This window comes from Floridaenema aerugineum BLCC-F46 (assembly GCF_041929345.1).
Taxonomy (GTDB): domain Bacteria; phylum Cyanobacteriota; class Cyanobacteriia; order Cyanobacteriales; family Aerosakkonemataceae; genus Floridanema; species Floridanema aerugineum.
The window spans coordinates 1-18,192 of record NZ_JBHFNQ010000202.1 but is presented as its reverse complement, the minus strand read 5'-3'; the positions used below and the strand labels follow the sequence as shown (position 1 = coordinate 18,192).

The 18,192-nt window shown below is 38.3% G+C and carries 11 protein-coding genes; 4 read left to right on the top strand and 7 right to left on the bottom strand.

Features of this window, described 5'->3' with window-relative positions:
* The first annotated feature begins 172 nt into the window (after positions 1 to 172).
* Together ACE1CC_RS26335 and ACE1CC_RS26330 are read left to right on the top strand one after the other, a co-directional pair.
* Positions 173 to 2,791, top strand: a complete 2,619-nt coding sequence (locus ACE1CC_RS26335) for a tetratricopeptide repeat protein (protein ID WP_413273397.1) — start codon at positions 173 to 175, stop codon at positions 2,789 to 2,791.
* On the top strand, positions 2,791 to 3,072 hold the full coding sequence (locus ACE1CC_RS26330) for a DUF3288 family protein (RefSeq protein ID WP_413273396.1): 282 nt from the start codon (positions 2,791 to 2,793) through the stop codon (positions 3,070 to 3,072). Before ACE1CC_RS26335 ends, ACE1CC_RS26330 begins: the two co-directional genes overlap by 1 nt.
* A 253-nt stretch (positions 3,073 to 3,325) precedes the next feature.
* On the opposite strand, the gene ACE1CC_RS26325 is transcribed toward ACE1CC_RS26330, so the two are convergent.
* The 5 genes from ACE1CC_RS26325 to ACE1CC_RS26305 all read right to left on the bottom strand — a co-directional run bounded on the left by ACE1CC_RS26325 (position 3,326) and on the right by ACE1CC_RS26305 (position 12,972).
* Entirely contained in the window at positions 3,326 to 4,489 is a 1,164-nt protein-coding gene (locus ACE1CC_RS26325; RefSeq protein ID WP_413273395.1) for a DUF1822 family protein, read from the bottom strand.
* Positions 4,486 to 5,739 carry a sigma-70 family RNA polymerase sigma factor gene (locus ACE1CC_RS26320; protein WP_413273394.1) on the bottom strand — a complete coding sequence of 418 codons (1,254 nt, stop codon included), beginning with the start codon at positions 5,737 to 5,739 and terminating at the stop codon, positions 4,486 to 4,488. Before ACE1CC_RS26320 ends, ACE1CC_RS26325 begins: the two co-directional genes overlap by 4 nt.
* A gap of 618 nt (positions 5,740 to 6,357) precedes the next feature.
* Positions 6,358 to 11,529, bottom strand: a complete 5,172-nt coding sequence (locus ACE1CC_RS26315) for an nSTAND1 domain-containing NTPase (RefSeq protein WP_413273393.1) — start codon at positions 11,527 to 11,529, stop codon at positions 6,358 to 6,360.
* Between the two features lie 173 nt (positions 11,530 to 11,702).
* Positions 11,703 to 12,584 carry a peptidoglycan-binding domain-containing protein gene (locus ACE1CC_RS26310; RefSeq protein WP_413273392.1) on the bottom strand — a complete coding sequence of 294 codons (882 nt, stop codon included), beginning with the start codon at positions 12,582 to 12,584 and terminating at the stop codon, positions 11,703 to 11,705.
* 94 nt (positions 12,585 to 12,678) lie between these two features.
* Positions 12,679 to 12,972, bottom strand: coding sequence for a hypothetical protein (locus ACE1CC_RS26305; protein WP_413273391.1), 294 nt, complete (start codon positions 12,970 to 12,972; stop codon positions 12,679 to 12,681).
* Between the two features lie 293 nt (positions 12,973 to 13,265).
* Between ACE1CC_RS26305 and ACE1CC_RS26300 the strand changes: the two genes are divergently transcribed.
* The gene (locus ACE1CC_RS26300) at positions 13,266 to 14,072 is read left to right on the top strand and encodes a peptidoglycan-binding protein (protein ID WP_413273390.1); all 807 of its coding nucleotides are present in this window, start codon (positions 13,266 to 13,268) and stop codon (positions 14,070 to 14,072) included.
* A 319-nt stretch (positions 14,073 to 14,391) separates the two neighbouring features.
* Positions 14,392 to 15,135 carry a D-Ala-D-Ala carboxypeptidase family metallohydrolase gene (locus tag ACE1CC_RS26295; RefSeq protein ID WP_413273389.1) on the top strand — a complete coding sequence of 248 codons (744 nt, stop codon included), beginning with the start codon at positions 14,392 to 14,394 and terminating at the stop codon, positions 15,133 to 15,135.
* 296 nt (positions 15,136 to 15,431) lie between these two features.
* On the opposite strand, the gene ACE1CC_RS26290 is transcribed toward ACE1CC_RS26295, so the two are convergent.
* Both ACE1CC_RS26290 and ACE1CC_RS26285 read right to left on the bottom strand, forming a co-directional pair.
* Entirely contained in the window at positions 15,432 to 16,985 is a 1,554-nt protein-coding gene (locus tag ACE1CC_RS26290) for an MlaD family protein (RefSeq protein ID WP_413273388.1), read from the bottom strand.
* A 32-nt stretch (positions 16,986 to 17,017) separates the two neighbouring features.
* Positions 17,018 to 17,800, bottom strand: coding sequence for an ABC transporter ATP-binding protein (locus ACE1CC_RS26285; RefSeq protein WP_413273387.1), 783 nt, complete (start codon positions 17,798 to 17,800; stop codon positions 17,018 to 17,020).
* Between the last annotated feature and the right edge of the window lie 392 nt (positions 17,801 to 18,192).

Genomic DNA, 18,192 nt, shown 5'->3' with positions numbered 1-18,192 from the left:
TTGGTCATCGGTCATTAGTCATCTGGAAAAACATCCTCATGACAATTGACAAATGACAATTGACTGTTTAGTGTTAACTTTACTAGGGAATGGGAATTTCTCTAAGTGTTTCATCCCACAAAGTTAAATTCCCAGTCGCTCATCCTCTGTCATTACTCACTATTTCTACCAGATGCAATCGCAAGTAAACTCCCGAATAGCTGAACATTTCTGCAATGCTGGCAATCAACTGAAGACAGAAAAAAGATTCGATGAAGCTATTGCCAGCTATCAAAAAGCTTTGCAACTGCAACCAGACTATGCAGAGGTACATCACCATCTGGCTGAAATTTATTTTTTACAAAGGAAGTTACGAGAAGCGATCGCATCTGGCAACAAAGCACTACAACTGCAACCAGATTTTGCCCCAAATCACAAGATTTTAGGTAATATTTTCCAAACTCAGGGTAACATGGAAGCGGCTTTGGATGCTTACGCCAAAGCGTTAGAATTAAATCCTGAATATGCGGAAGCTTATATAAATCAAGGTAGTATACTTTCTAAAGTTGGGCGTAATGAAGAAGCAATTGTTAGTTTAGAAAAAGCAATTGCTATTAACCCAAATATCGGCGCAGCTTATTGGAATTTGGCGAATGTTTATTTGCAATTAGACAATTTGGAAAAGCTGGTTGAATGCCGCAAGCAAGCGTTTTTAATAGAACCTAAATTGGTAAATGCGGAAACTTTAAATGATTTGGGAACTGCGATCGGCAAATTAGGTAATTTTGAGGAAGCGATTAACTATTATCACAAAGCAATCCAATTACAACCAAACTATCATTTGGCGCATCTCAATTTAGGAGTCTCTTGGCGGAAAATTGGGAAATTAGATGCGGCGAAAGAGGAGTTAGAAAAAGCAATTAAGTTAAAACCAGATGATCCAGAGGCATATAACAATTTAGGCAGGGTTTTAATAGATGAAAAACAAATAGATGCAGCAATATATAATTACGAGAAAGCAGTAAAACTCAAACCTGATTCGGCTGAATATCATTTTAATCTAGGTACAGCTTTAGGACATAAGGATAAGTTTATCGAAGCAATTAAGGAATTACAAAGCGCGGTTGAATTAGACCCAGATTTAGGTGAAGCTTATAGTAATATCGGGGCGATCGTATATCGCAAAACTAGAAAAGATGGTGAAATTAGCGGGGAATTATTTAATATAGCAATTAACAGCCTTTTAAAGGCATTAGAAGTTAATTCAGACCTAGAACTTGCCCATCTTTATTTATCACAATTAATTAGTAGTCCAGTCAGGGCTTCAGATTTTGGCGCTTTAAGACAAGCATCAGCGATATATTTAGAGAGAAGTAAAGATAAAAATCGCTTAATTGCTGCATCTACGTTTATTAGTACTTATATTAAATCAGGATTAGCGCAATTAGCTAAAGAGAAATTTCTGGAAATTGAACCAGAAATTTCCAATGGACTTGGAAAAATTAATAATATAGAGTTAAGCATCGTTTACAGTCATCTGCTGTTCAATCTCCATTATTTACGGGATGATTTAGCAGCAAATACCCAACTTTATCAGGAAGTTGGAAAAAAATATGCCGAGCAAATTATTGCCGCTAAACAAATTAAAATCAGCCAACCTGAGAAGAAACAACTACCAACAAGCAATTTAAAAATTGGGGTAATGTCTTCCTATTTTGCTAGACATTCTGTTGGTTGGTGTAGTGCAGATATTATCACAGAGTTAGGGAAGTTAACACCTAACTTGTATTTATATTTTATGGGCGATCGCCAACCGGACGATCGCACCAAAATTTTTGAAACTGCCGCCGCAAAATTATATCGCCCAAAAGTTGCCCTTAACGGCGAATTTGATATTAACCAAATTGTCCAAGATATCGCCCAAGATGAATTAGATATCTTGATTGAATTAGATTCTTCCACAATTCCCACGCAAGTGGAAGTAATCTATCATCAACCAGCATCAATTTGTCTATCTTGGTTAGGTTTTGAAGCGCCATTTACCAAGGAAAGTAATTACTTCCTTTGTGACTGGAATACTCACCCAGAAGGTAGAGAAAAATACAACCGCGAACAGTTAGTAAGAATGCCAGATTCTTTCGTTGCTGTCGGTGGTTTTAAATCTACGCCAGTTGATAAGAAAGCTGCAAGAAGAGTTCAAAGAATCGCTGAAGATCAAATCGTTTATTTGTGCGTTGCACCCGGTTACAAATTGAACGAAGAACAGATTCAAGCACAAGTAAAAATTCTCAAAGGAGTACCTGATAGCGTTTTATTCTACAAAGGTCACACGGGCGATCTCAAAATCATTGAAGCAGCTTATAAAGCAGAATGTCAAGCACAGGGAGTAGGTGCTCAACGCATTAAATTTATTCCCCGTAGCGCCAGCGAAGAAGAACATCGCCAAGTGTATCAAGTAGCAGATATTATGCTTGATTCTTATCCCTACAATGGCGGAACTCACAACTTGGAAGCATTGTGGTTTAATTTACCAGTAGTTACCAAAAGCGGCGAAACTTATCTTTCGAGAATGGGTTACTCTTTCTTAAAAACTCTCTCGCTGGACGAATGTATTACTAACAGTTGGGAGGAGTATATTGAAACAGGAATTAAGTTAGGTAAAGACCAAGAATTTCGGCAAGAAATTAAGGAAAAGTTGGTACAATCTAAACAACCAGAAACTCTCTCTCCTTTATGGAATCCACAAAAGTTTGCCCAAGATATGTATCAGGTTTTTGAGCAACTTTTGGCTGAAAAATTGGGTAATGAGTGATGAAAAACCAAGAACAACAACATCCTTTGTATAAGGGCGATCGCGAAATTGTCGATCGCCTATTACAAAACGATCCAACTGATTACAATATGGCAGAATTAGCCCGTTTAAAAATTCGTTATCGCGGTTTTCCCGGCGCAAAAGATATTCAAAGTGACTTGGAAAAAGTTTTGCAAAAATGGCAAATGAACGAAGAAGAACTCTTGGCAACTACTCGTCAAATTCATGCTAAAGGTTTGGTTTATAAAACTCGTGATAATGATAGCGAAGATTGGGCTTAGTTAATAAAAAGGTACTTTGTTGCGCTCGACTCGCCTTTCTTTAGCGCCCTCAGCGCAACAACGTACCTTATTAGGAATCAAGCATGATTTAGAAAAATGTTTTACTCAACTACAAGAAAAGGGGCAGATTGAGTATTTTGAAATAGGAAAACGGGATCTTAGTAGGTGTAAATAAATACTGGAGTTTAGACTATCGCACTAAAAGTGCGATAGTCTAAACTCCAGTTACTCAAGCATTACCAATAATCAGGCACTAAAAGTGTAAAATTTCCCGATCGTAATTCTCTGGAAAAGGTTCGATTTCCCAAACTAATCCTTCTCCTGGCGCAAGAGTTACATCAATGTAAAGTTGTTCTTTTGCAGTAAGAGCAACATCTTCATTACCTTCAAAAACTTGTAAATCTTCCGTTAAAAGTCTCAACTTAAACCCGCCAGGAATTACACCACCAGGAGCCGAATTTTGCAGTTGAAAACGCCAAGTTTGCTGCTCTAAATTCCCCAGAGGAAATACTTGTAGTTCATATTCTTGACCTGCAATCTGCAATTGGCGGGATAAAATAGCCTCACCCTCTGTTAATTCTACTCCTCTAGCTCCGGCAAAATCCGGTTGTAATTCAATTCGTTTCCAGCCAATTTGTTGAGCAATTTCTGACACCCCAGCACGCAACCAATTAAGTATAGATTGCTGCTCTGGTAATCCCATTCTTCGAGAATATAATTGTTGCCTTATACCCCCATGTTCTAATAAATAACCCCACAATTCAAAAGGTACTGCTAATCGCGGTTCGATAATAGCTGGATTACCTAAACGTTGCAGCAAATTTTCTGTCTGTACTAGCGATAAACTAGTTGAAAAAGTAACTTCTGCACGGGTTATTTCTTCTCTTGCAAGTTGACGTGCTACCCACAATACATTTAGGTCAAGAATTAGCTTTTTTTGAGGTAGGGAATAAGTCCGATCGCTCACATCATAAAATCCCTGTTTTAATTGCTCATGAGTAGCATATCCCCAAATAACTACACATCTATCATCGGGATTAACTTGCACAGCTAAATAATAATCTGCTACCCAACTGGGAATATCAACCCATTCTTGCGGTACTCGTAATTCGCTTTGATCGATCGCTTCACTAGGAATTAAAACAAATCTCCTATTATCTAAAGCAATAGCTGTGCCATTTACCACTTCCCAAAAACTGGGTAAAGCAGCATTATTAGGCCAAACTTTAGCTTTTGGTGCATATTCTTCCTGCAACCAAGGTAACACCGTAGTTAAGCAAATTTGATTTAGATAAGCATTCCAACGGCTAGAAGGTAAGGAAAAAGATTGACTATTTTCCCAAGCTTGGTTTTGCTCTTGGGCGGAAATTTCTAGCCAAATTTCCGTAGAATCAAAAACAGATAAATTGGCAATCATGATGGTAACTCGCTAATAGATGAAAAATCGGCATTGCTTAAAGTATCCTTAAGCCATCCTTCCAAAACTATACTTATATCTTTTAATACATTTGAACTTAAGGAAATATGCAAGGTATTTTGACTCCACTGCACTAATGCCAGAAGCAGAGATTCCCTGGCTTTGGTAAGACGACGGGAAATAGTGTACTGTTTAATTTCTAGCTGCTGGGCAATCTGCTGTTGGGTTAAGTTTTGACCGTAGTATAATTTGATAATACTTTGGGCTTCTGGATCTAGTTTAGCGATCGCACCACGCAAAACAGCATTCATCCCAGAAAGTTGTTCAGCACGGTATTGTAATTCTTCCTGTACAATCATCTCAGTAAGTAACGAATCAGTCGCAGTTTCGGGTAATGAGTCAATAAACTCATCCGTTTCTTGTCCCGGCTTTGCGGCGTTTAACGAAACCACAGGTGGATATAAATAGTTGCGTGCAGCTTTAGCGCAATTTGTCAACCATTTTTCTAAGATTTCGGAGTTAACTTCGATCGCACCTGGTTGCAGTTGAGTGATACGCTGTTGGTTGTAGTAATTTGCGATCGCATCCCAAGTAGCCTTATCTGGTGCAGGTAGTTTCCTTGTTCCCGTCGCTTGTTCTGGTAGATAAAGAGTTTTAAAACATTTCCAGGCTAGGACGTAAGTAGCAATTTTTTCTTCAGCTAAACCTGTTTGTTGCAAAGATTCTACCAGTCGCTTTTGGCTAATTCGGCGTAATAATGACCAAATGGTACTAATATTAACTTCTTGGCGATCGCGCAGCAAGTTGCGGATAGTGCTGCTGAAAATAGCACTAGCATAATTTTTTAGGGGAAATCCCTGTGTTGGGTTGTATCTTTTGAGTACAGTGTCGATATTAGCGATCGCAATTTGAAAGCAATCAGACAGAGTATATTGATTACTACCAAAATTATGAGATGTTTTTTCCGCTGCCCAGTAACAAGATTCTTGCAAGTAAGCAGTTAGATGGGATTTACTGAAATTATTTGATTCAGATTGCCAACATTTATACCAGTACAACACCCAAAAAGTTTCGGAAGCTTCGGTTTGTCGCAGCTGAATTATCGCATTTTCCATACTCCGACGCAGCTTCGGTTCAGTAACCCAATGATTGAAGCGATCGGCATTAAACTGTATAAAAGTTGCAAAGAGTTCAATAATATTCTGACGAGGACGCATAGACACACCGTTAATGATTGCATAATATCGCAAAAGCGAAACCTATGTAATTAGCAGAAGTGTTTATTCAGGAAAAACTGAATCAAAAATAATTTACTAGTATACGGAATAAACATTTCTTAGACTGTATTAACACACTAGCAGAGAAAAAGGTAAAAGAGATGACACAAGAATCGATCGAGCAAATGACCAAGGCCCAAACTGGGAACGAAGATAAAGACGGAGGCACGAAAGATCCCCCGGAACCCAGGTAAAGCTCTAGCCTTAATATTTTTACGAGGACGCATAGACACACCATTAATGATTGCATAATATCGCAAAAGCGAAACCTATGTAATTAGCAGAAGTGTTTATTCAGGAAAAACTGAATCAAAAATAATTTACTCGTATACGGAATAAACATTTCTTAGACTGTATTAACACACTAGCAGAGAAAAAGGTAAAAGAGATGACACAAGAATCGATCGAGCAAAAGACCAAGACCCAAACTGGAAACAAAAATACAGACAGAGGCCGGACAGATCCCCCAGATCCCAGGTAAAGCTCTAGCCTTGAACCTTAATGCAGGCAAAAGGTAGGCTTCAGAACTAGATCCTAGAAACCCGGCTTCACAGAAGTTACCGGGTTTGTTCAACAATAAGTTCTAGAAACTTATTGGCAATAATTTAAACGCTCCTGTTGCTTGAACTTGGGGCTAGTTTTGAGATAATTGTGCAGCCAGTTGCAGGCAGGGGTTAACAGATAATCAAAATTCTGTAATGTTATATTATCAAGCCGCCAAACTTTGATCGTATAGTCCGAACTGCCAGAAGCAATTAGTTTGCCATCCCTACTAAAACTTACACTATAGACAGGAGCAATATGTCCCGTAAAAGTAGCAAGTAGCTCACCGTCGCTTACTCTCCAAAGTTTAATAGTCTTATCTTCACTCGCTGAAGCAAGTATTTGTCCGTTTGGACTGAAACTAACACTCCAAACATAACCGTTATGTGCTGAGATAGTTCGCAGCAAAGTTCCATTAGAATGCCAAAGTTTGATAGTTTTATCTTCACCAGCTGAGGCAATTATTTGACCATCTGGGCTAAAACTCAGGCTATAAACTTCACTTTTATGCCCGTTGATCGTATTTAACAGTTTACCATCCCTGGCTCTCCAAAGTTTGATGGTTTTATCTCGACTAGCCGAAGCAATCATTTCTCCATTTGGGCTAAAAATCACGCTTTGAACCTCAGCGCTATGATCCTTCAAAGTATTCAACAATTTACCATCGCTAGTTCTCCACAGCTTAATAGTCCCATCCGAACTACCTGAAACAATCATCTCACCGTTGGAACTAAAGCTTACGCTATTGACTTTATCGCTTTCTCGCAAGTTGTGAACTAAAGAACCGTTGCTACTGTTCCAGAGTTTTACTGTATTATCTTCACTGGCGGAGGCAATAAACTTACTATTAGGACTGAAGGCTACACTACTGACGGTATTCTTATGCTCTTTAAAAGTTTGGAGTAAATAACCATTTCTACTATCCCAAAGTTTGACTGTGTTATCCTTACTAGCTGAAGCAAAGAGGTTGCTGTTAGGGCTGAAAATTACGCTAATCACCGCAGCGTTATGTCCTTGGAAAGTATTCGGTAGGCTATTATTGCTAAATCTCCAGAGTTTGATAGTCTGATCTCGACTAGCCGAAGCAATCGTCTGACCGTCTGGGCTGAAAGTTACGCTCTCAACCGCAGCGCTATGTCCTTGGAGAGTATTTAACAGTTTACCATCGTTAGTTCTCCATAGTTTGATAGTACTGTCCCTACTACCAGAGACAATCATCTGTCCGTTACGGCTAAAATTTACGCTATTGACCTCCGAGCTATGCCCTGAAAAAGTTCGCAGTAAAGTAATATCACTACTTTTCCAAAGTTTAATACTGCCGTCGCCACCAGCGGAAGCAATCAGTTTTCCATCTGGGCTAAAGCTTACTGCAAAAACTCCATTTTTATGTCCAGTCCAGCTTTTAAGTAACTGACCGTCATTACTTCGCCAAAGTTTGATGGTATTATCCCGACTCCCGGAAACAATGGTTTGACTATCAGGGCTAAAACTAACACTAATCACCCTCTTTGTATGTCCAACCAGGGTTTTGAGTAACTGCCCGTTGTTGCTTTTCCAAAGTTTAATAGTGTTATCTTTACTTGCGGAAACAATCAGCTTTCCATCTGGACTAAAACTTACACTAGTAACATTATAGTTATGTCCATAAAGCGTTCTAATTAACTTACCGTCGCTAGTTCTCCAAAGTTTAATAGTTTTATCTTTACTTGCGGAAGCAAGAATTTCACCATCAGGCGAAAAACTTACCGCAAAAACCGCACCTTTATGTCCATTCAGAGTTCTGATTATCTGACCGTCACGTTGCCATAGTATCACTTTTCCATCGCGACTAGCAGAAGCAATAGTTTGACCATCAGGACTAAAAGCTACGCTAATAACCTCACTATCTTGATTGAAACGGTTGTATTCTTGAATTCTCGAAAGTACCTGTTGTAAGTTTATTGCTGTTTTAGTTTGAATATCTTTTGGTACTTTAGGCAGAATTACATTACCCAACCACATCATTTGTTTAAGCTGCCTTCCTGCTTTCACACCAGTTACCAAAGCATCCAACTGTTTATTAGACAGTAGATAATTTTCAGACAATGAATTTAGTGTCTCAATTTCTCTAATTTGACTTATTCGGCTTTGCCAATAAGCTAAACCCCCCAAACCTAAAGCGCCCAATGCTAAAATACTAATAGTTGCAACTGCTACTTTAGCTTGTCTCAGTCTCTTTTTTAGTTGAAATTGTTGTTGTTTTCTTCCTTCCAAACAAGCATCTATAAACAGTTGTACATCTTCAGACAATTCATCTGTATATTTAATATAAATATCTTCCGCTTCTGCCAATCTTACACCTAGCAATAAAAAATCTGAATGATAATGGTTTTGTTTCCATAACATTGCTGACTGCACAAGTTGTCGTTGCACTCTCAACCGGGCGCGATTTTCTTCTAACCACCAACGCAAGGTTGACCAATGGCGAATTAATGCCTCATGTGCCACTTCTACTGTTACTTCCGATAATGGTAATTCCTGATTGTCTAAGGGTATTTCTTCTCCATTTCTACTTGTACCAGTAAGATTTTCACCTGATTGTGAGTTCATTACTATTAACTTAGCAGCAGTTAAGGTTTGTAAGGTTTTTTCTACCAATTCAGATGAATATTTTTTTACTACTAAATCAGATTTAAAAACTCTTCGTCTGGTATCTTCTTTTCCTTCACCTAATTGTGTCAAAGCTAAAAAAATCCATTTGGCGCAGTCTTGTTCTTTTTTATCTAAACTATCAAAAACTGCTTGAGCTTTTTTTTCTAATGCTCCTTTCAATCCACCTATTTTTTGCTGATAAACTTCTAATGTTATTTCGCCTTTGCCTTCATTCCGATTTAACCACAACTGTTCCAAAACAAATTGCAATAAAGGCAAATCACCTGCTGAACAATTTAATTCTGCTAACAACACTTCCACTAATTGTGGTTCTATATGCAATCCTACTTTTTCTGCTGGGATTACTATCGCTTGGCGATAATCTTCCTTGGTGAGATAGGGTGGAACTAACACATTTGATTGCTGTAAAGCTTTAGTTAATGCAGGTTCTTCTAAACAGGAACTAATAAAATCTGCTCGTAAAACTACTACTAATTTAAATCTGTCAGATGCGTAATCTAATGCACCTAAAATAATCTCTAAAAATCGTTTTCTATCTGAGGCGGCTGCTAAAGTAAATACTTCTTCAAATTGGTCTACAATTAATATTACCATTGGTTCGGGGCGCGATCGCAACCACCGCACAAATCCTTCTACCCCTTCATACAACATCCCTTCCAATTCCATCTGTTGATAAGCTCTCTCCCTTTCCGTACCTGCATCTACCATTCGCCAAGATAAAGCTTGCAAAGGATTAGCACCAGGACGAACACTTTTAACCCACCATTGTTCGCTTCCAGGTAACTGTTTACCTTGTTTTAATTGAGAAACTAATCCAGCATGAACAACCGAAGATTTACCGCTTCCAGATGCTCCAACTACTGCTAAAAAAGCCGAACTATTTAATTTGTTGACTAACTGTTGGGTTAAGCTTTCTCGTCCATGAAAAAACTGTGCATCTTCTTCCCCAAAAGCTTGTAATCCCATATAAGGACAGAGATTTAAATCGAATCCAGCAGCACTTTCAACTTTTCGCCAACCAATATTTCCAGGTAAGATTTCAATTATTCCCTGCGTTCCTGATAGCCAAACATGAAGTATAATGTTTGTTCCAGCTAAATACATTTGTAATCGCGAAATCCAACCTGCTGCTGGTAATCCAGTTTGCTTATCTGCTGCATTTAAAGTTTCTAATAATGCTTGAGTAAATTTTTCTGGTTCTTCTAATGTTGCAGCAGCGGCGATTAAACATTGTCCTTGTTCTGGGCTAAGTTGTAAATCTTCTATCCATTCAGCAAGCGAAGTTGCTCCCGGACAATCTAAGATAATAATTTGTTGGTTGATTCTGGAACGACGTAATTCTTGTCTTAACCAAGAACGGCTGATTTTGATGTTATCTCCTAAGATTAACCATGCTTCTCCTTCTTCGGTTTGTACGATTCGACCTCGCAAATATAATAATACTGTGTCTGGAATTGTGTGCGACTTCAAACATAATTGTATTGCTTCTCTTACTTCGGAAAACGCTTTTCCAGGTTTCGGCCAATAATCTACTTCAAAGTTTCCCTGTTGACGTAAAGTTTTAGATAAATTGATACAATTATCGTTGCGAGATAATCCTTCTATTATTAATGCTAACCGTGAATGCTGCAAAGCAATAGTATCTGGTTTCAATCCTAGAATTAATTCTCCTACTCCTTCGACAATTCGTTTAGGAGTTTGTAAGGGGTATTCTGATAATAATTGAGTTTCACCACGATGGCGCTTTTGTTGATTAATTAGTCGTAATTGTTGATTAGTTTTATCGATATATTGGAGAGTTTGGTGATAGACATATTTATAAAGACTATCTGCATCTATTACGCCTTGAGAATCTGCGGCTTCTCCCCGCAGTCCTCGCATTAAGTAATAAGTGAATACTCCATGTCCTAATTGTGGAAATTCCCACGATCGTTGTGCGCGATCGCAGGATAATAAAGCATAAAATCCTTTAGCTTGAGCAGCACGTTTGCGTAATAATTCTACAAATTGACTTGTGGGACTGAGCAAAGTAGAAGTATTATTTGTCTGTGTTTTTATTTCTCCTCTAGAACCTCTTAGCATCATCCCGCCACTGTGACAGGCATCTAGCCAAACTAATTGCTGATGAGCCGCACAATTCCCGAAAATATCTAATAAATCTGCTAAACTTAAACCTGTATTAATTAGGTCATCTTTTCGCGTATTCTGAAAACACAAAAAAGCTTGCTGACTTTGAGGTTCTAATAAACCATGCCCGGAAAAATAAAATAAAACTGTATCTTGTGAACTTGCTGTTTGACTAATATAGTTTAAACTTTGAAGAACTACCTCCACTGTGGCAGATTGGGCGGCAAAATCATGATAAATAATTACTTCTTTTTGGGGGAATGCCTGAGTTGCTTCTGTTAAAGCTTCGCTTAACCCTTGGCAATCTAAAGCTGAGTATTCTAATGGAGGAAAGCTACTATCTTGATATTTGTTTACTCCAACTAAAAGAATCCAGAGTTTAGCTGAACCTGTTTTTAAGGCGTACTTAGATTGACTTGTAGCAACACTAATTGGAGACATTTGGCTCTGATACTTTTGGATAAGACACTTCAATGTTAAAACAAGCCTCACCAAAGAAGCTTGTTTTTTTACCAGCAAACTGAACAGGGAACAGCAAGAAAGAAGATTTCAGCGATCGGATAATTTTCAAATTTCCCTTGTTCCCTGTTCCCTCTTAGTTACTTTTTAGCAAACTATGCTGGGAAAGTCTCAGCTAAATCATCACCAGCAATAACAGTTGTTAAGAAATAGTAATTCTTATTTAACTGATAGCGATTATCTTGCTTAATTAATGCCATAAATTCCCGATGATGAGCGCGAGATTGACCGACTAAACAGCCAGCACTCGCTCTACCTACTACTTCCATATCGTAACCCCAATGTTGGTTGACATAAAACAGACCTTCGTCAATGAAATCTCCTTTGCGGATTCCATCTTGATTAAGATCGCGGCAGACTTTAATTTTCGCAACTTGCACCAGCGCCTCATGACGATCGGAGGTTCCGTGAGTTCCTACTTGCCAAGCTTTATACTGTCCGAAAGCAATTCTAGCAGCGCCTTGACGATTCATCGGACGTTGAGTGTAGTAATTTCCCGGTTCAGTTGTTGCTTTCCAGTTTCCGACAATCTGTGGGATACCAGAAGCAATTTCAATTACCATTCGGCGATCGTTCCATTGATTTGGTGCATCATTATTGAGTGTACCATCAGAATTTGCCCCTTCTAAATAAACAATGTTGTAGTACTTTTCTCCCAAGCTGACAAAGTAATTTTTGGCAAGCATATACTTAACAATTCGGCTAGCTAAGTCATTACCTAACTTGAGAGGAATCGCTTCTTTAATTTCATTTAAGGCTTTGCCTGTTTGTACTCCTAATCCTGATTCTGATATCTTCAGTAAAGATTGCAATTTTTTCAACGCTTGCAACGAAAACCGACCAAATTGACCATCAGCTGGTGGATCGAGTAAGCCCAAACGAATCAAGTTAGTTTGTACTTGTTTAGCAAGTTCAGTATCTTTAGCTAAAGCTTCAAAAGAAATAGTGCTGTTGGGTGCTAATTCAGTGAGTAACATTGATAAATTCTCCTTAGTGATTGATTTCCAAATGGTCGTGCTTAATTGATGAAAGAAGGGCAAAGAAGAAAGGGAAAATGAATTTTTTACCCTTTTAAGATTGAGAAGGTTCAACACTTGGTTTATTCGGACCAGGTGCCCAATCAGGCGTATAAACTTCGTCTTTTGCTTGTACTCGTCCAGCTAATGTTGCGCCAGTACCGCAAAGAATGACTACGATTTTGACTGTATGATCGACCGAGAGTTTGTTTTGTTCAACAGCGGTTCCTACGATAGGTGCGATCGCAGCCATTGCCGTAAAAGCTGCACCCCAAAAAGTCTTGCTAGCAAATATGCTTTTGGGAGTAGGTGTAAATGTTGATTGGTTTAGAGATGCTGGTGATTCCATAATGTTTGCACTAAATATAATCAAAGTAGTTTTTTGGTTAGCTTTTGGGTGAAGCTGCAAAATGAATTTTAGGCTTCAACCCTTCGCTATAAGTTTGATAGGTTAGGCTCGTTTTTTTTATGCAATTCTCTTGAACAATCCTGAGAAAAAAGTTTGTTTGAGAGATGGATTCCTTTAATAGAGAGAGTTTGCGAAATTTAGAGTATCTATTGCTGGGCGGAGACTGCATAAAAAAACCAAGGCTAACCTACAGAACTGATAGTTAAGGATTCAACATCACGAGGAATTTACAAATGTCAACTATCAAACTCCCCATCCTGCGCTTGAAAGATGGTATTGAATTTCCTGAATTACAAGATGAAGTTAAGTTATTGCAAACGAAGTTGGGATTTATTGGAGATAGTATTGATGGAAAATTTGGAGTAGCTACAGAAGCAGCAGTTAAACGTTTTCAACAGGATAAAGCTTTAGTAGTAGATGGTATTGTCGGTCAACAAACATGGGTAGCTTTATTAGGACAATCTGTGGAAGTATTTCTTCCTCATGCTGTAACTGTTGGTTCTTTCAACATTGACAAAATTGTTAATTCTATTTCTGCTAGTAACATCCGTACTCATGCTCGAAAGTCGATTCCTTTAATTCTCCGTGAGTGTGAAGCCAATGGAGTTACTGAACGGGGTCAAATTGCCTACATTTTAGCGACTGCACAGCATGAATCTCTTCTTGGTAAATGGATGGAGGAACTCGCTAGTTGTGAAGCTTACGAAGGCAGATCAGATTTGGGAAATAACCAAAGAGGTGATGGCCCACGTTTTAAAGGTAGAGGTTTTGTACAAATTACAGGACGAAGAAATTACACCGATTGGTCAAATCGTTTAGGTATTGATTTAGTAAATAATCCAAAACAAGCTGCTGTTCCTGAAATTGCTGCCAAGATTTTAGTTATCGGAATGCGCGATGGTACTTTTACTACCTTAAAGTTGAGTAACTTTATTAACTCAACCAACCGCGATTTTGTCAAAGCTAGAAAAATTATCAATGGCATGGATAAAGCTCAACACATTGCCAACATTGCTGAACAGTTTTACCGAGTTATTTAACTTAGATCTTGCATCAAGAGGCAGAGCCTCCATTTTCGTTCCCAGGTTGAACCTGGGAACGAGGACAAAGGAGGTTCTACCTCAATACTGCTCGGTTAAGCATTATTTGCCTTTGTAGGGGCGAAGCATTCGGACATAAAATCTAGGGTTTGAGTCATAAATTGTCGCCCGAATGCTTCGCCCCTACTCTTAACCGAGCAGTATTGGGTTCTACCTCCTCTGGTGCAATAGCTGAGTTAACTCTTAATTTTTCACTTGCATACTTTACTCAATTCAAACCTAGTAAACATTCAGAAACAACTGCAAACCGGAGAAAATTATGACTACCACTAATGTAAGAATTCAATCTCTTTCTGATTTCGTTAAGTTAGAGTCACCTACTGTTTTATTAACTGATTGTCATCCCAATTTAATTAAAGAAATTCAAGCAATTTTTAAAATTAATGTGGATGGTATTGTTGGCCCGATGACTAAGCAAGCTTTTGCAGACTTTAAGCTAGATAATGATTTAGAGTTTCCACTCAATTTGGGAGTAACTACTGCTAAAGAATTGCTGAAAGCAAAGGGTCAAGAAGAGACGGCTGCTAATGATGGTGAAGGTTCTGAGCCGAAGCTTAATCCTGATGCTGGTTCTCGCACAGGTAAAACAATGACGCTTCCAACTGGGGAAATTGTGTATGCAAATCAATACATTGTTGAAGGCATTCCTTTGACTTGGGGTGAAGCAACTAAGAATTGTACTCGGGTTCCTACTAGTAAGGAATATGTGGAGAATGCTGTCAAGTTGGCTAAAGTTTGGGGAGAAGTACGGGATAAATTTGGTTCACCTCTCTACATTACTTCTGGTTATCGTCCACCTAGCGAGAATGCTAGAGTTGGTGGCGCTCGTAAGAGCCTGCATCTCTCTTTTCGCGCTTTAGATATGCAACCAATGAATGGTGATTTTAGAAAGCTTTTTGAGGTTCTCAAAGCATCGTCATTTACTGGTTTGGGAGATGGACGGAAGAAGGGATTTTACCACGGCGATATTCGTTCTGATAGCCGGGTAATCTTTGATTACTAATCAGTGTTGTTAATAAGCCCCGTTAATCCAAGCACAAACTGTGATATTAACTGGGGCTTATTGATGTTCTGGGGGTTTCGTTTCTTCACTGGAGTTTAGACTATCGCACTTTTAGTGCGATAGTCTAAACTCCAGTACTTAACGCAAGTTGCTAGTTATATTCCGTAGGGTGCGTCAGAAACTACAATGCCTGGTAAATCACCAGAATTTTCCGCCTCTGACGCACCCTACAAACCACAAATTTACCCTAAAGTAATAAGTAGCAACTTGAGTTACTTAGTCGTCATTAAAAAAAGTTAATTATCAATGTGGGATGATTTTTGGACGAGAGGTTTTCTATCTTTTCTGTTGGCTGTAGTTTCTGGTATCGCAACATTCGGCTTGTTTTGGGTGGGTAAATTATCAGTGGGAGAGTGACCAATAGTATTAGGTATTGGTAAATTTGTTGCTGCTTTCATTGGTTGTAAAAATTGGGCTACTTCTACCTGTTGTTGTAATTGTTCGGTGGAAGAAACTAAACCGCTTAATCCATTAATCAAATTACGGAGATTTTGGCGTAATTTGGGATCGCCGATTAATTCATCTAAATCAGAAGTTATTTTTTGGGCATTTTGAAATGTTACTCTGGCGGAATCTAAGGTTTGTTGTAATGATAAAATAACTGTGGGGTCATTTAAAGAACTAGAAACTTGGCGTAAATTAGCTGATGCTTCTACTGCATTAGCAGAAAGGGTTTCTAAGTTTTGAATTAATTGTCCTTGGGAAATGCGATCGATCGCCGGACTCAATTTTCGCACAGCAACCCGCAAATCATCACTCGTTTCTTTCAAATTATTTAAAGTGGCAACTAGCGCCCCTTGATTATTAGTAATTAAATTATTTAAATTACTCACTAAACCATTAACTTGACCCGTTGTAGACCGAAATTCGTCTAAAGTTCTATTTACCCGTCCCGCAGTTTGGTTAAAGGAAGAACCCAATTGATTAGTAGTAACAGTAACTTGATCGGCTGTTCGACCGATTCTATTTGCAGTCACGCCAAATTGATTAGAAACTTGCTCAGCAGTCCGACCAATTCTATCAGCAGTTACGTTAAATTGGTCAGCAGTCCGACCAATTCTATCAGCAGTTACGTTAAATTTATCAGCAGTTACGCTCAGTTTATCAGCAGTTACACCAAATCTATCTACAGTGCGACCAATAGCGGTAGTTGCTTGGGAAATATTTCCTAAATCCTGTCTCACTGCTTGGGATAACCCCGATAAATCACGAGTTAAACTAACTATACCTTCGGCTGCTCTTGATGTATTAGTAATAGCTGAATTAATATTGTTGTAAAATTGCGGATCGGTATAAAGATTAGCGAAGCTAACAGCAGCATTAATTAATTGGTCAATAGTAGCCCCTGTTTGTCCTTCTAAACGAGCATTATTACAAACTATTAGCTGTCTTTGATTACAGTTTGGGTCGAATGGTTCAAGATTTTTTACATCCGTAGGTACTTCTCTATTAGGAGTAATATTAACGCTATTTTCTCCGATTAAACCTGACTGTTGCGACTCGATTTTAACATCACGAGGTATGACTAAATCTGGTTCGGTAATTTCCACTAATACATCGACACCGTTAACTTGTGGATCGACTCTGAGAACTCTACCAACGGTGACACCACGATAGCGCACAGGTGTTCCTATTTGCATTCCTCCAGCATCCTTAAAGTTGACAGTAAATTGATAGTCACGTCTGCCAAAATAGATACCTTGTAACCACAAAATTAACCCAGCAAATAGTCCTATTCCTAACAATAATAATAAGCCAACCGAACCTTCTCTCATAGTACGCGATCGCATATTTCCTCTTCCACTTTCTTGCCAACTTTTTCTCAACCAACTACTTGAATTGGCCCTGCTACACTACCGCTAAAAAATTGCCGCATTAAAGGATCTTCGGTAGTGTCAATATCATCAACTGCACCCTCCCATTTCACTTTACCTTGATAAAGAAACACAATCCGTTCACTAGTGCGGCGAATAGTACTATCTTGGTGAGTGACGATCGCGTAAGTGTTACAACCTCCTGTTTTTGCTTTTAAATCTCGAATCAAATCTTCAATCACAGTAGAAGCGATCGGATCTAAACCTGCTGTAGGTTCATCGTACAACAAAACTTCGGGATTATCCTTTGGGTTGTCTGGATTAGACATAATCGCCCGCGCAAAACTGACTCGTTTTCGCATTCCCCCGGATAATTCTGCGGGATAGCGATCGCTTATTCCAGGCAATCCTACCATCTCCAATTTCTCCTCCACAAGTTCCCGAATTCTCTGCCGTGATAACTTAGAATGTTGATACAATAAAAAACCCACATTTTCTTCTACTGTCAACGAATCAAATAAAGCAGCTTGCTGAAAAACTAAACCAATTCCTAGCGGATTTTCTCCATCTTCAATTAACCCTTTGCGCCGTTTTCCCCGAATATAAATTTCCCCCGCATCAGGTGCAAGTAATCCCGCAATTACTCGCAAAATCGTTGATTTTCCCGTACCAGAAGGGCCAATAATACCTAATGCTTCTCCTTGATAAATTGTCAGGTTAACTTCGTCTAAAACCTTATTATCACCAAAAGTTTTAGAAATTCCTTTTAATTCAATAATCGGTTCAGTCATAGAAGTCCCGACTTAATCTACTGGTAAATATTATACCTTGTTATATCGGTAGGATTTATTTGCGATCCAAATGTAGAGACGTTTCATGTATTTACTGTAGAGACGTTTCATGTATTTACTGTAGAGACGTTTAATGTATTTAATTTAGAGAAGTTTTATTTTTTTAATTTATTGAAAATTAAATTAATTTAAATTAAAAAAAATAATTTAATTAAAATTAAATACAATTAAATTTTTTATTTATAAAAAATTTTTTTTATTTTTAATTAAACGTCTTTACTTTAAATAAATCAAACGTCTATACATTAAATACATTAAACGTCTCTACAGTAAATACATGAAACGTCTCTACATTTGGATCGCAAATAAATCCTACCGATATAACAAGGTAT